The sequence below is a fragment of the Microterricola gilva genome (assembly GCF_004217495.1).
In the GTDB taxonomy this organism is placed as follows: Bacteria; Actinomycetota; Actinomycetes; order Actinomycetales; family Microbacteriaceae; genus Microterricola; species Microterricola gilva.
In genome coordinates this window covers 2843505-2857595 of sequence record NZ_SHLC01000001.1, presented here as the reverse complement: position 1 = coordinate 2857595, position 14091 = coordinate 2843505, and the positions used below count along the sequence as shown (strand labels likewise).

At 69.4% G+C, this 14091-nt stretch carries 10 protein-coding genes; 9 read left to right on the top strand and 1 reads right to left on the bottom strand.

Going from position 1 to position 14091, the window contains the following annotated elements; all coding sequences use genetic code 11:
• Nucleotides 1-37 precede the first annotated feature (37 nt).
• A complete protein-coding gene (gene pta / locus EV379_RS13250; RefSeq protein ID WP_130506548.1) occupies nt 38-2191 on the top strand; it encodes a phosphate acetyltransferase in 2154 nt (717 codons plus the stop codon).
• Nucleotides 2188-3312 (top strand): acetate/propionate family kinase, encoded by a 1125-nt coding sequence (locus EV379_RS13245; RefSeq protein ID WP_130506547.1) that lies wholly within the window; start codon nt 2188-2190, stop codon nt 3310-3312. The genes pta and EV379_RS13245 overlap by 4 nt, the downstream gene beginning before the upstream one ends.
• 80 nt (nt 3313-3392) lie before the next feature.
• Here EV379_RS13245 and EV379_RS13240 read toward each other — a convergent pair whose 3' ends face one another.
• A complete protein-coding gene (locus EV379_RS13240; RefSeq protein WP_130506546.1) occupies nt 3393-4778 on the bottom strand; it encodes a hypothetical protein in 1386 nt (461 codons plus the stop codon).
• Between the two features lie 144 nt (nt 4779-4922).
• Between EV379_RS13240 and EV379_RS13235 the strand changes: the two genes are divergently transcribed.
• The 7 genes from EV379_RS13235 (at nt 4923) to EV379_RS13205 (ending at nt 14091) form a co-directional block, all read left to right on the top strand.
• Nucleotides 4923-5555, top strand: a complete 633-nt coding sequence (locus tag EV379_RS13235; RefSeq protein ID WP_130506545.1) for an ArsR/SmtB family transcription factor — start codon at nt 4923-4925, stop codon at nt 5553-5555.
• The gene (locus tag EV379_RS13230) at nt 5536-6873 is read left to right on the top strand and encodes an MFS transporter (RefSeq protein WP_130506544.1); all 1338 of its coding nucleotides are present in this window, start codon (nt 5536-5538) and stop codon (nt 6871-6873) included. Before EV379_RS13235 ends, EV379_RS13230 begins: the two co-directional genes overlap by 20 nt.
• Nucleotides 6874-6882: 9 nt before the next feature.
• The gene (locus EV379_RS13225) at nt 6883-9354 is read left to right on the top strand and encodes a DNA polymerase III subunit gamma and tau (protein ID WP_130506543.1); all 2472 of its coding nucleotides are present in this window, start codon (nt 6883-6885) and stop codon (nt 9352-9354) included.
• Nucleotides 9355-9357: 3 nt separating this feature from the next.
• Nucleotides 9358-9954 carry a recombination mediator RecR gene (recR, locus tag EV379_RS13220; protein ID WP_130506542.1) on the top strand — a complete coding sequence of 199 codons (597 nt, stop codon included), beginning with the start codon at nt 9358-9360 and terminating at the stop codon, nt 9952-9954.
• A gap of 119 nt (nt 9955-10073) precedes the next feature.
• A complete protein-coding gene (locus EV379_RS13215; RefSeq protein WP_130506541.1) occupies nt 10074-11354 on the top strand; it encodes an aspartate kinase in 1281 nt (426 codons plus the stop codon).
• Nucleotides 11355-11515: 161 nt separating this feature from the next.
• On the top strand, nt 11516-12565 hold the full coding sequence (locus EV379_RS13210; protein ID WP_242616378.1) for an aspartate-semialdehyde dehydrogenase: 1050 nt from the start codon (nt 11516-11518) through the stop codon (nt 12563-12565).
• Between the two features lie 341 nt (nt 12566-12906).
• Nucleotides 12907-14091, top strand: a complete 1185-nt coding sequence (locus EV379_RS13205) for an extracellular solute-binding protein (protein WP_242616377.1) — start codon at nt 12907-12909, stop codon at nt 14089-14091.

Here is a 14091-nt window from a genome sequence, read left to right as displayed (position 1 = left end):
GAGTCGGTCACCACTCGCGGCGAACGAATCTCAGGTCATGGCACACAGCATCTACATCTCCTCGGTCGAGGGGAACACCGGCAAGTCCACCATCGCGCTCGGCGTCCTGGAGACGCTCACCCACACGGCCGCGCGCATCGCGGTGTTCCGGCCCATCGCGCGCTCCACCGTCGAACCCGACTACGTGCTGAACCTGCTGCTCGAATCGGCGACGGCCGACCTCCCATACTCGACGTGCATCGGCGTGACCTACGACGATGTGCACAGCGATCCGGATGCCGCGCTCGGCCGCATCGTCGAGCGCTACAAGGCCGTCGAGGCCGCCAGCGACGCCGTCGTCATCGTCGGCTCCGACTACACCGACGTCGGCAGCCCGACCGAGCTCAGCTACAACGCTCGCATCGCCGCGAACCTCGGCGCCCCGGTGCTGCTGGCGCTCGGTGGTCGTGCGGCGCAGGTGCAGGGCGAGCGGCTGGGGCAGTCCGACCCGCGCACCGCGGCCGAGCTCGGCGACCTGGCCGAGATGGCGCTCGCCGAGCTGCGCAGCGCCCACGCCTCGCTGTTGGCCATCGTCGTGAACCGGGCAGACCCCGCGCAGCTGCCTGAGACGATTGCGGCCGTGCGGGCGGCGCTGCCGGCATCCGGTGTGCTGCACGCCCACGGGCCAGAAGGTGCGCAGGCGGAATCGACGCCGGTCTGGGCGATCCCGGAGGACGCCGTGCTGGTCGCACCGACCATGCAGAGCATCATGGAGGCGACCGGCGGTAGCCTGCTGGCCGGCGACCCTGAGCTGCTCACCCGCGAGGCGCTCGCCGTCGTGGTGGCCGCGATGTCGATGAACAATGTGCTGCCGCGCCTGCTCGAGGGTGCCGTGGTCGTCGTGCCAGCCGACCGTACAGAGGTGCTGATCGCCGTGCTGCTGGCGAACGCGTCCGGAACCTTCCCGAGCCTCGCCGGAATCGTGCTGAACGGCGGATTCGAGCTGCCGGAGCCGATCCAACGCCTCCTCGCCGGTGTGCGCTCGCCGCTGCCGATCATCAGCACCGAGCTCGGCAGCTACGACACCGCGCTGCGCATCACGCGCACCCGCGGCCGACTGGCGGCCGACTCCAGCCGCAAGCGCGACACCGCGCTCGGCCTGTTCGAGAAGCACGTGGATGCCGAGGCGCTGCTCGGTCTGCTCAACCTCAGCCGTTCCACCGCCGTCACGCCGCTCATGTTCGAGTACGGCCTGATCGAGCAGGCCCGCGCCGCCCGCCGCCACATCGTGCTGCCGGAGGGCAGCGACGACCGGGTGCTCCGCGCCGCCGCGACCGTGCTGTCCCGCGGCATCGCCAGGCTGACGATCCTCGGTGAGCCGTTCGAGGTGCGCTCCCGCGCCATCGAACTCGGCCTCGACATCTCGGCCGCCGAGATCGTGAGCCCCTTCGACGACGTGCTGCGCTTCAAGTTCGCCGAGGAGTACGCCAGGCTGCGCGCCCACAAGGGCATCTCGCTCGACCAGGCGCGCGACACCGTCACCGACGTCTCCTACTTCGGCACGATGATGGTGCACATGGGGCTCGCCGACGGCATGGTCTCCGGTGCCGCACACACCACGGCGCACACGATCCGCCCGGCATTCGAGATCATCAAGACCCGGCCGGACGTCTCGGTCGTCTCCAGTGTGTTCCTGATGTCGCTGGCCGACCGCGTTCTCGTCTACGGCGACTGCGCCGTCATCCCCGACCCGACCGCGACGCAGCTCGCCGACATCGCCGTCTCCTCCGCCGAGACCGCCGCTCAGTTCGGCATCGACCCCAGGGTCGCGATGCTCTCGTACTCGACCGGGGAGTCTGGTGCGGGCGCCGACGTCGAGAAGGTGCGGGAGGCGACCGTGCTCGTGCGTGAGCGCCGCCCCGACCTGCCGGTCGAGGGGCCCATCCAGTACGACGCCGCTGCAGATGCGGCCGTGGCCGCGTCCAAGCTGCCCGGCTCCGCGGTCGCCGGCCGCGCGACGGTGTTCATCTTCCCCGACCTCAACACGGGCAACAACACCTACAAGGCTGTGCAGCGCAGCGCAGGCGCCGTCGCGATGGGCCCGGTGCTGCAGGGCCTCAACAAACCGATCAACGACCTCTCCAGGGGAGCACTCGTGCAGGACATCGTCAACACCATCGCCATCACCGCGATTCAGGCGGCCACCGCATGAGCTCCGTCTTCGTCGTCAACTCGGGTTCGTCGTCGCTCAAGTACCAGCTGATCGATCTGGCGACCGGCGAGTCACGGCTCAGCGGTCTGATCGAACGGATCGGCGAGCCTGACTCCTTCATCGCCGACCACTCCGAGGGCATGAACGTCGTGCTGGCCAAGCTCGGAAACGTCGACGACCTCGTCGCGGTCGGGCACCGCGTCGTGCACGGCGGCAGCGAGTTCGACGGCCCGACCCTCATCACGGACGAGGTCGAGCGCGAGATCGACGCGCTCTCCCGCCTGGCCCCGCTGCACAACCCAGCGAATCTGCTCGGCATCCGCGCCGCCAAGAAGGCGCTGCCGCAGGTGCCGCACGTTGCCGTGTTCGACACCGCGTTCCACCAGAGCATGGCCCCAGCCGCGTACACCTACGCGATCGACAAGGACATCGCCCGTGAGTACAAGGTGCGTCGATACGGCTTCCACGGCACCTCGCACAAGTACGTCTCCGAGCAGGCAGCCGTGATGCTCGGCAAGCCGCTCGGCGCCGTCCGCAGCATCATCCTGCACCTCGGCAATGGGGCGTCGATCACCGCCGTCGACGGCGGCAAGTCGGTCGACACCTCGATGGGTCTGACGCCGCTGCAGGGTCTCGTGATGGGCACCCGCTCCGGCGACATCGACCCGGCCGTGCTCGTGCACCTCAACCGTGCGGCCGGCATGAGCATCTCCGAGCTGGACGTGCTGCTCAACAAGCAGAGCGGCCTGCTCGGGCTGACCGGCATGGGCGACATGCGCGATGTGCAGGATGCCGCCATCAACGGCAACGAGGAGGCCGAGCTCGCCCTGCAGGTCTGGCGCCACCGCATCCGGCACTACATCGGGGCGTATTTCGCGCAGCTCGGCGGCCTCGACGCGCTCGTGTTCACCGCAGGGATCGGCGAGAACAACGCGCTGCTGCGCCGCCGCGCCCTCGCCGGGCTCGAGCACCTCGGCATCGAGATCGACAACGACCGCAACGAGCTCTCCTCGCGCGCGGCCCGCGTGATCTCGCCGGCCGGTGCCCGCGTCACGGTCATGGTGATCCCCACCAACGAGGAGCTCGAGATCGCGCGCCAGGTGGAGTCGCTCGTTCTGTAGGGCTCGCGCCGCGAGTTGTCGCAGATGGCCCCTTGCCCGTGGCTCAAGGGGCCATCTGCGACAACTCGCGTGCCTCGGGCCTAGCGTGAGACGACACACGTCGAGGTAGTGCGGATCGTGATCCCTTCGACTCCTCCGCGGATGGAGGCTGTCGCCACTCCTCCCTGTAAGGCGTCGGCTGAGGTGTAGAAATCGGTCCCCATGGCGCGGTCGGAGGCTGAGTATCCCACGGTGAGCCACGACGCCGTGATCGCGTCGAGGGCCTCATCCGCGCTGTCCGCGATTTCGAAGACGGGGATCACGACCGAACCCGATTGCTGTTCTCCGACGCCGACCTCGCAGCCTGCGGTCGACACCGTCACGGTCCCGGGGACTCCGGCGAGGTCGCCGGCGTCCGTCAACAGCGCCATCGTGGCCAGGCGGTCCGCTTCGAGTCGCTCGGCAGCCGCGTCAGGGGACAGAACGATCAGCGGACCGTCGGATCGCGCGGCGAGTTCCTCCGGCGTGAGGTCGTCGATACTGGGCTTGGCGAGATCGTCCGGCTCGTCCGCGCCGAGCGGCAAGCCGAGAAAGCCGCTGTGTTCGGTCGTTGTCTCGCCCGCGCTCGCGTAAACGGTGAAGGCTGGCCGCGGGCGGCCGTCGACAAGGAGCCCGCCATCGATCCCAGTGAGGGTGTCACTGAAGCGCGCAACGGCCTCCCGGCTGCGCACCTCGATGCGGAAAATCGGGCGAACGCTCCCCGCCTCCGCGGTGCTGCGAGTCGGTCCTTCGTGGAAGCTGATGACGTCAGCCCGCCCTGCCAACTCGCTGAGCAGCGGGATGAGGGCCGCGCTCGGGGTGAGCGCATCGATCAAGATCCGGCTGACCCGGCCGGAGAATGCGTCGCGGCCGTCAATGGCGACGGACGCAAGAGCACCGCTCCCGAAGCCCGGAAGCCGACGCAGTTCGGCAGCCGTCTCGGCCCAGCCTGCGGACGAGGAAGTGCTCACGCTCGCCGGCTGCGAGCCCAGTGCGACGAAGACCGAGGTCGCGCCGGAGACCGACCGCAGCAGCTCCGCGGCGGCCGCGATGTCTGCGGGAGTTTCGGGGGAGTCGTTGCCGGCGAACTCGAGCACAGTGGCCGGGCCGTTCCGATCGGCGCGCAGCCGCATCGTGCCTGTGGTCTTCACGGTGCCGCGTGCGGATGCCACCTCGTACGCGACATCGGCGGCGAGCGCTTCGAGATCCGGCAGGCCGGGGGAAACGGCGACGGTGATGTGCGCCGACCACGCATCCGGTTTCGAGAGCGGGCCACCGTCTTTCCTGTCCGCCGAGGCCGTCCACATTGCGGAACCGACTCCGTCTAGATCGCGGATCGCCTCAACAGCCTCATCGAGGGCGCCCGAGACAGAGGAGGGCGGATCGGGCGGAAAGAGGAACCCGCATCCAGACAGCGTCGCCACACCGGCGACGGCCGTCACCAGCATCGCCACCATCCTCAACCGTCTGCGCGCCATGGCACCCGCCCCCCAACCTGACCAGCGTGCAGTATGGCACGCCGTGCTCGACAGTCGCCGGCGAATCATGCAAGAACACTTGCGCAAGAGTTCTTGTGGAACTAGGGTTGCCGTATGGATGACGACTCGAGGCCGACCGGAGCCAGCCCAACAGAACCCGGCGCCAGACCCGAAGCCGCACCGATCCGGCCGGCCGAGGGGCTGCGCGACCCGAAGTCGCTGCGCGCGCTCGCGCACCCGCTGCGACTCCAGCTGCTCGGCATCCTGCGCTCCGACGGAGCCCACTCGGTCGGCCAGCTCGCCGAGCTCGTCGACGAGGCGCCAGGCACGGTGAGCTACCACCTCGGCACGCTGGCGAAGTTCGGCTTCGTGGTGGAGGCGCCGGAACACGCGAGGGACGGCCGGGAACGCTGGTGGCGTGCCGCGCACAGCCACACGAGCTTCGAGCCGGCCGAGCTGCGCGCCAACCCCGAGCAGTACGGGGCGGCCCGCGCCCTGCAGCAGGTGATCCTGCAGTCGTACATGGGGGAGCTCCTCGCCGCCCTCGACGCCGAACCGACACTGGAGCGCGAGTGGGTGGCCGCCTCGAACAGCTCCGACTCCTTCGCCTACCTGACCGCCCCGCAGCTGGCCGAGCTGACCGCGGAACTCGGCGCGCTCAGCCGCAAGTGGGAGGCCGCGAGCGACGCCTCCCGCGACGGAGCGCGGGCCGTCCGCTGGATGTACCATGCCTTCCCGCGCGCCTGAGCGCGGCCGACGCCTGGCCGGGCGGCTGCCGCTGCTCGGACTGCTGGCCGCCGCCTTCGTCTCGCGGGCGGGCAACGCCATCACGGCGATCGCGGTTCCGCTCTACGTGTTCTCCGACACCGGATCCGCGCTGGCGACCGGAGTCGCGGGCGTCTTCGCCACCGTGCCCGTCGTCATCGGCGGCGCGCTCGGCGGTGCGCTGATCGACCGGGTCGGCTACCGCGTCTCGAGCATCACCGCCGACCTGGCGAGCGGGGTGACGGTGCTGGCGCTGCCGATCCTGGCGGCGACGGGCACACTGCACTTCGGGGTGTTGCTCCTTCTCGTCTTCCTCAGCGGGCTCCTCGACACCCCTGGCGACACCGCCAAGACCGTGATGCTGCCCGAGCTGGCCACGCGGGCCGGCACCCCGCTGGCGCGCGCGGCCGGAGCGCAGTCGGCGGTGCAGCGCAGCGCGTCGATGGTGGGTGCGGCCGTCGCTGGTGTCCTGATCGGCGTGCTCGGTGCTCCGGGAGCGCTCTGCGTGAACGCCGCGACCTTCGCCGTGTCGGCGCTGCTGATCGCCGTGTTCATTCCGCGGATGCCGCGGCTTGCATCCCGTGCCGAACAGCCGGCCGAGAGCACCGGGTACTGGCGCGGCTTCGCCGAGGGCCTCCGCTGGCTGTGGACGAACCCGCTGGTGCGGGGCATCGTCCTGCTCGTCATGGTGACCAACGCTATCGACACCGCCGGGCTCACCGTGCTGTTCCCCGTGTACGCCGCCGAGCGTCTCGGTTCCGCCTCGGCGCTCGGTTTCATGGTGGCCTGTTTCGCCGGCGGCGCGCTGCTCGGCGCCGTGCTGTTCGCAGCGGTCGGCCACCGGGCGTCCGGCCGGGGCCTGTTCGTGCTCTTCTTCGTGCTCGCCGGCGTTCCGCCCTATCTGGCGATGGCGTTCGAGGTGCCGCTGCCCGTGCTGTTGGCGGTCCTGGCCTTCTCTGGACTCGCCGCGGGCGGGATCAATCCGATGATGTCGACCGCCCTGTTCGGCCTCATCCCCGAGCCGATGCGGGCCCGCGTCTTCGGGGCGATGAGTGCGGGTGTCTCGGCGGCGATGCCGATCGGCGCCTTCCTCGGCGGTGCATCGATCGCGGCGTTCGGGCTGGGCCCGACCCTGCTCGGAGCGGCAGGCGTGTACGCGGTGGCGACGCTGACGCCGCTGTTCGGGCGGAGCTGGCGCGGGCTCGGCGACGCGGGGCGACAGGAAGCCGGTGTTGGCGACGCAGAGGGCGAGCTCGGGGCGGCACTCGGTACCGAGCCCGGTGTCAGTGTAGGCAAGTAGCATTGCAGGGTGGTCACCGCTCTCTATCGCCGATACCGGCCAGAAAACTTTGCCGAGATGATCGGTCAGTCGCAGGTGACCGATCCGTTGATGACGGCCCTGCGCACCAACCGTGTCAATCACGCCTACCTCTTCAGCGGCCCGCGCGGCTGCGGTAAGACGACGTCTGCCCGCATTCTGGCGCGCTGCCTGAACTGTGCTGAGGGCCCGACCGACACCCCATGCGGCGTGTGCCCGAGCTGTGTCGAACTCGCCCGTGACGGCGGCGGATCACTCGACGTCGTCGAGATCGATGCCGCAAGCCACGGTGGCGTCGATGATGCCCGCGATCTGCGCGAGCGCGCGATCTTCGCGCCGGCCCGCGACCGCTACAAGATCTTCATCATGGATGAGGCGCACATGGTGACCTCGAGCGGCTTCAACGCGCTGCTCAAGATCGTCGAGGAGCCGCCGGAGCACGTCAAGTTCATCTTCGCGACGACCGAGCCCGAAAAGGTCATCGGCACGATCCGCTCCCGCACCCACCACTACCCGTTCCGGCTGGTGCCGCCAGGGCCGATGCTCGAATACGTGCAGACGCTCTGCGAGGCCGAAGGGGTGACGGTTGCCCCCGGCGTGCTCCCGCTCGTCGTGCGCGCCGGCGGTGGTTCGCCGCGCGACACGCTCTCGCTGCTCGACCAGCTGATGGCCGGCTCCGAGGCGGCATCCGTCGACTACGAGCGCGCCGTCGCGCTGCTCGGCTACACCCACGGCGCCCTGCTCGACGAGGTCATCGACGCCATCGGCGCCCGCAACGCCGGGGGAGCGTTCGAGGCGGTCGACCGCGTCATCCAGACCGGACAGGACCCCCGCCGCTTCGTCGAGGACCTGCTCGAACGCCTGCGCGACCTGATCGTGGTCGGGGCCAGCACGCCGGCCGCCGCCGCGTCGGTGTTGCGCGGTGTTCCGCAGGACGAGCTCGACGCCATGGGCGCCCAGGCCGGTCGCTACGGCCAGGCCGAGCTCTCGCGCACTGCCGACATCGTGAACGCCGCCCTCACCGAGATGACGGGCGCGACCTCGCCGCGGCTCCACCTCGAGCTGATGATCGCGCGCGCCCTGGTGCCGTCCAGTGACGAGTCCGAGCGCGGCGCGCTCGCCCGCGTCGAGCGTCTCGAGCGTCGCGTCGGTGTGACGGATGCCGCGGGCGAGCCCGCAGCCGCGCCCGCCGTCCGCGCTCCCGCCGCAGCTCCCGCCCGTGCCGTCGCTCCGGCTCCGGCACCGGCTGCAGCGCCGGCACCGGCCGTTCCTGTTGCCGCTCCGGCTGCCGCCGCGCCTGCCGCCGCGCCGGCCCCGGCGGCCGCTGCCCCCGCCGCCCGTGTGGCTCCGCCAGCGGCGCGCACCGAGACCGCGGCGAAGCCGGAAGCCGCCGCTGTTGCACCCGCTCCGCCGGTCGGCCCCGTCACGCTGCAGCAGTTGCGCGACTCCTGGCCGCAGGTGCTCGATCTGGTGAAGACCGCGAACATGAAGGCCTGGGTGGCGCTTGTCACGGCGACCGTTCGTGATCTGCGCGCCGACGACGTGCTGGTGATGACGTTCCCGAGCGAGAACGACGTGCGCGCGTTCCGTGAGCCGAGTGCGGCTGGCAAGGGCGTGAGCGACTACCTGCGCGACGCGATCGCCCAGGTGCTTGGCGTCAGCGTGAAGTTCATCGCGAAGCCGGATGCCGGCCGTGCGCCGCAGGGTGCCCCTGAGCCGCGTGCCAGCGCGCCGAGTGCTGCTGACGCCGCCGACGCGGAGCCCCACCGAGCACCGTCAGCACCGTCGGCGTCAGCACCGTCGGCGGCTGTCGCTGCGCCCGTGGTGGCCGCACCCGTCGTTGCTGCGCCGCCCGCCGCCACGCCTGCCGCGCCCGTCGTGGCCTCGAACGGCTGGGCGGTCGTGCAGATTCCGCAGTCGGACCCGACGGTCGGCGCCGACGAGGCGCAAGCCGCGCCAGCACCGGAGCGGCCCGCTGCGGCACCGGCCGCCCCCGCGGCCGCTCCGTCGATCGCCGCTCCGAGCTCTGACGACGGCTGGGCTCCGGCCGACGCGGCTCCGTTCAGCGACGAGCCGCCGTTCCCCGACGAGCCGCCGTTCGACCCCAACTTCGACGCGGTCCCACCGGATGAGGGTTTCCGCTCATCGGCGGCCCCGGCGCGGACCGCTGGCAGTCCTGCCCGACCGGCAGACGCAGCACCGGCAGCGCCAGCAGCGCCGGCGCTGGCAGCACCGGCACCCGCCGCGGAGCCAGCACCCGCTCAGGCGGCGCAGCCGCCGGCACAGTCACGGCCGGCCCAGCAGCGCCCGGCATCCGGACGCCCGGCACCGAGTTTCGGGACCGGCGACGGCGTGCAGCGTTACGGCGAATCGGTCGTGCGTGAGATCCTCGGCGCCACCTTCATCGAAGAGCAGCCGCACAACCCCTCGCCCCGCGCGACGATGAGAGATGGCCAGGGATAGCCCGTGTACGAAGGAATCGTTCAGGACCTCATCGACGAGCTCGGCCGTCTGCCCGGCATCGGCCCGAAGTCGGCACAGCGCATCGCGTTCCACATTCTGCAGACGGAGAACTTCGACGTCTCGCACCTCGCCGAGATCTTGACGACCGTGCGCGACAAGGTGAAGTTCTGCACCATCTGCGGCAACATCTCCGAGCAGGAGACGTGCGCCATCTGCCGCGACCCGCGCCGCGACCCCGCACTCATCTGCGTGGTCGAGGAGGCGAAGGATGTCGTGGCGATCGAACGCACCCGCGAGTTCCGTGGCCTGTACCACGTGCTCGGCGGGGCGATCAGTCCGATCGACGGGGTCGGCCCCGATCAGCTGCGCATCCGCGAGCTCATGCAGCGCCTGGCCGATGCGACCGTGACCGAGGTGATTCTCGCGACCGACCCGAACCTCGAGGGGGAGGCGACGGCGACGTACCTCTCGCGGCTGCTCAGCACCCTCGAGATCCGTGTCACGCGCCTCGCATCCGGCCTGCCGGTCGGCGGCGATCTCGAGTACGCCGACGAGGTCACACTCGGCCGGGCCTTCGAGGGCCGCCGCACCGTCGGTTAGGCCTCCGGCACGCGCCGTCGCCCCGCCGCGCGCCGCTGTCACATAGCCGAGCGGGAATCCGGCACGCCTTATGATGGAGCATCTGGCAATGTCTGCCGCATCCCATTCAGGAGTTACACGTGACTTTGATCGTGCAGAAGTTCGGCGGATCCTCCGTCTCCGACGCTGAAGGCATCAAGCGTGTCGCCAAGCGCATCGTCGAGGCGCGCAAGGCCGGCAACGACGTCGTCGTGGCGGTCAGCGCCATGGGCGACACCACCGACGAATTGCTCGACCTCGCCCACGAGGTCACGCCGATCCCCGCGCCCCGCGAGCTCGACATGCTGCTCACCGCGGGCGAGCGCATCTCGATGGCCCTGCTCGCGATGGCCATCAAGAGCCTCGGCCACGACGCCCGCTCCTTCACGGGCAGCCAGGCCGGCATGATCACGGATGCCCACCACGGATCTGCGCGCATCGTCGACGTCACCCCCGTGCGCCTGCGCGAGGCCCTCGACGAGGGCGCGATCGTGATCGTCGCCGGCTTCCAGGGTTTCAACCGCGACACCAAGGACATCACCACCCTCGGCCGTGGCGGTTCGGACACCACGGCCGTCGCGCTGGCCGCGGCGCTCAATGCCGATGTCTGCGAGATCTACACCGATGTCGACGGCGTCTTCACCTCGGACCCCCGGGTGGTGCCGCTGGCCCGCAAGATCGACCGCATCACGAGCGAAGAGATGCTCGAGCTCGCGGCATCCGGCGCCAAAGTCCTTCATATTCGCGCAGTGGAATATGCACGCCGCCACGGCGTGACCCTGCACGTGCGCTCGTCGTTCAACAACAACGAGGGCACCATCGTCTACAACCCGGCGCCGAGCCCCGACGGAGAAGAGAGCAACGTGGAAGACCCGATCATCGCTGGTGTTGCCAGCGACCTGAGCGAAGCCAAGATCACCGTCGTCGGCGTTCCCGACGTTCCAGGCAAGGCCGCCGAGATCTTCACGATCGTCGCCAAGACCGACGCGAACGTCGACATGATCGTGCAGAACGTATCGAGCGCGTCCACCGGCCGCACCGACATCTCCTTCACCGTGCCGAAGAGCCAGGGTCAGACCGCCCTCACGGCGCTGCGCAACGCGCAGAGCGAGGTCGGCTTCGAGAGCCTGCAGTACGACGACCAGATCGGCAAGCTCGCCCTCGTCGGCGCCGGCATGCGCACCAACACCGGCGTCTCCGCGAAGCTCTTCGAGGCGCTGCACCAGGCCGGCATCAACATCGAGATGATCTCCACCAGCGAGATCCGCATCTCGGTCGTCACCCGTGCCGACTCGGTCAACGAGGCGCTGCGCGCGGTGCACACCGCCTTCGATCTCGACGCTGAGGAAGAGGCCGTCGTGCACGGCGGCACCGGCCGCTAGGCGCAGACACCAATCCCGTTCGGATGCCGCGCGCCGCGGCATCCGGAACGGACATCGACCCCGGTATTCCTGCCATTCGGCCGGATCGGTGCCGACTCGCCTCGCGGCGGTCGGCCAGCTGGGGCAGAGTAGCCAGAACAGTAGAAACGCAAGGGGTTCACGTGAGCAGCAGCCAGGGCATCAACATCGGCGTCGTCGGGGCGACGGGGCAGGTCGGTGCCGTCGTGCGCCGCCTGCTCGAGGAGCGCAACTTCCCGGTGGCGCAGATTCGCTACTTCGCCTCTGCCCGCTCGGCAGGCAGCACGCTGCCGTGGCGCGGCGAGGACGTCGTCATCGAGGACGCCGCAACGGCAGACCCAAGCGGCCTCGACGTGGCGATCTTCTCGGCCGGCGCAACGCTCTCCAAGGCACAGGCACCCCGCTTCGCGGAGGCCGGCGTGATCGTGATCGACAACTCCAGCGGCTGGCGGATGGACCCAGAGGTCCCGCTCGTCGTCAGCGAGGTGAACCCGGAGGCCATCGCACAGGCCAAGAAGGGCATCATCGCCAACCCGAACTGCACGACGATGGCGGCCATGCCCGTCCTCAAGGTGCTGCACGAGGCCGCCGGCCTCGAGCGCCTCGTCGTGAGCACCTACCAGGCCGTCTCAGGCAGCGGACTCGTCGGCGCCCAGGAGCTCGAGACCCAGGTGCGCGCCGCCCTCGACGGCGATGTGCAGGGCCTCGTGCACGATGGCCGCGCCGTCGCCATGCCCGAGCCGACGATCTACGCCAAGAACATCGCCTTCGACGTCATCCCGCTGGCCGGATCCATCGTCGACGACGGCTCCTTCGAGACCGACGAAGAGAAGAAGCTGCGCAACGAGAGCCGCAAGATCCTCGACCTGCCTGGTCTGCTCGTGAGCGGCACCTGCGTGCGCGTCCCGGTATTCACCGGGCACTCGCTGGCCATCAACGCCGAGTTCGCCAACCCGATCTCGGTCGAGCGTGCGACCGAGCTGCTGGCGACGGCACCCGGTGTCGTGCTCAGCGACGTTCCCACGCCGCTCGAGGCGGCCGGAACCGACCCCAGCTACGTTGGACGCATCCGCCAGGACGAGGGCGCCCCAGACGGCCGCGGACTCGCCTTGTTCATCTCGAACGACAATCTGCGCAAGGGCGCGGCTCTGAACGCCGTGCAGATCGCCGAGCTCGTCGCCGCGACGCTGTAGCGCATCCGCCCGGAACCCCCGGGCTTCCAACACCACTGAACGCCTCCCTTCGGGGAGGCGTTCTTTGTGCGCTCATGCACCGATCGCTTGCCGACACGAGGATTCGAGCCGAGAATTCGTCACAATCAGGCAACGAAGAGGTCGCCTCGGCTTGACTCCTGAGCATTCTGTATACAGAATACATCTGAACAAAGAATGTTCACCTACGAAAGGGGCAGCGGATGTTCCGCGTCAACTCAACGTCGAGAAGAGCCGTCGCAGTACTTGCGGCCGGCGCACTCGCCCTCTCACTGGCAGCATGTAGCGGAGGCGGCGGCGGAGCAAACTCCGACCCGAACACCGTGGTCTGGTCCACCTGGGGCACCCCGGAAGAACTCACTCGCTACGAGGAGTTCAACGACGAGTTCATGAAGCGTCACCCCGACATCACGGTCAAGCTGCAGCCCGTCGCCTCGTACAGCGACTACCACTCCAAGATGCTCGCGCAGCTCTCCAGCAACACGGCGCCCGATGTGTTCTACATCGGCGACGACAAGCTCGGCCAGTTCGTCTCGTCGAACCGCCTGATGCCGCTGACCGATCTCATGAACTCCTCGGCAAGCGACACCAAGCCGGATGACTTCTTCCCCAGCCTGTTCGGTGCCGCAGAGGTTGACGGCGAGATCTACGCCGCTCCGAACGACGTCAACTCCGACGCGCTCTGGTACGACAAGGTCGCCCTCGCCGCCGCCGGAATCACCGAGGACCCTGCGACGCTCGCCGCCGAAGGCCAGTGGACCACCGCGAAGTTCCTCGAGATGAACGACAAGCTCGCCGAGGCCGGCCTGACCGGAACGATGTTCTGGAACTACTGGGCCACCCACTACGGCTGGATCTCGTCGCAGGGCGGCGAGGCATACAACGACGCAGGTGACTTCGTCGGCAACACCGACAAGACCACGGTCGAGGCCGTCGACACGCTCGGCAACTACTTCCAGGACAAGAAGTTCGTCGTCGCCGACACCCTTCCCGAGGGAGCGGGCGCCGACAGCGTGTTCGTCACCCACAAGTCGGGCTTCTTCGCCCAGGGTCGCTACACGATCGGCACGCTGAAGAGCGCCGGTGTCGAGGCCGACTACGACATCGTCGACTGGCCCACCCCGGACGGCGTCGCCGCCCCGACCGGTGTCGCCGCGTCCTACCTCGCCATCAACGGCAAGACGAAGGCCAAGGACGCCGCATTCACGTTCTGGACCGAGTTCCTGAGCGCTGATGGCCAGAAGTTCCGCCTCACCGGCGGCGGCAACGCCGTACCGTCGATCAAGGGCGCCGACGAGGTCGTGCTGGAGGACAACTACCCCGCGCACGCCCAGACGTTCCTCGACATGCGTGACGTCGGGTTCGCCAACTACCCGACCGAGGCCGCCGTTCCCGCGCTCTCGACCGACATCAGCGACCTGTTCCTCGGTCTCTATGAAGGCAAGAGCACCGCGCAGGACACGCTGGACGAGGTCGCAGCACTCGTCGAATCGAAGACGGGCAAGTGA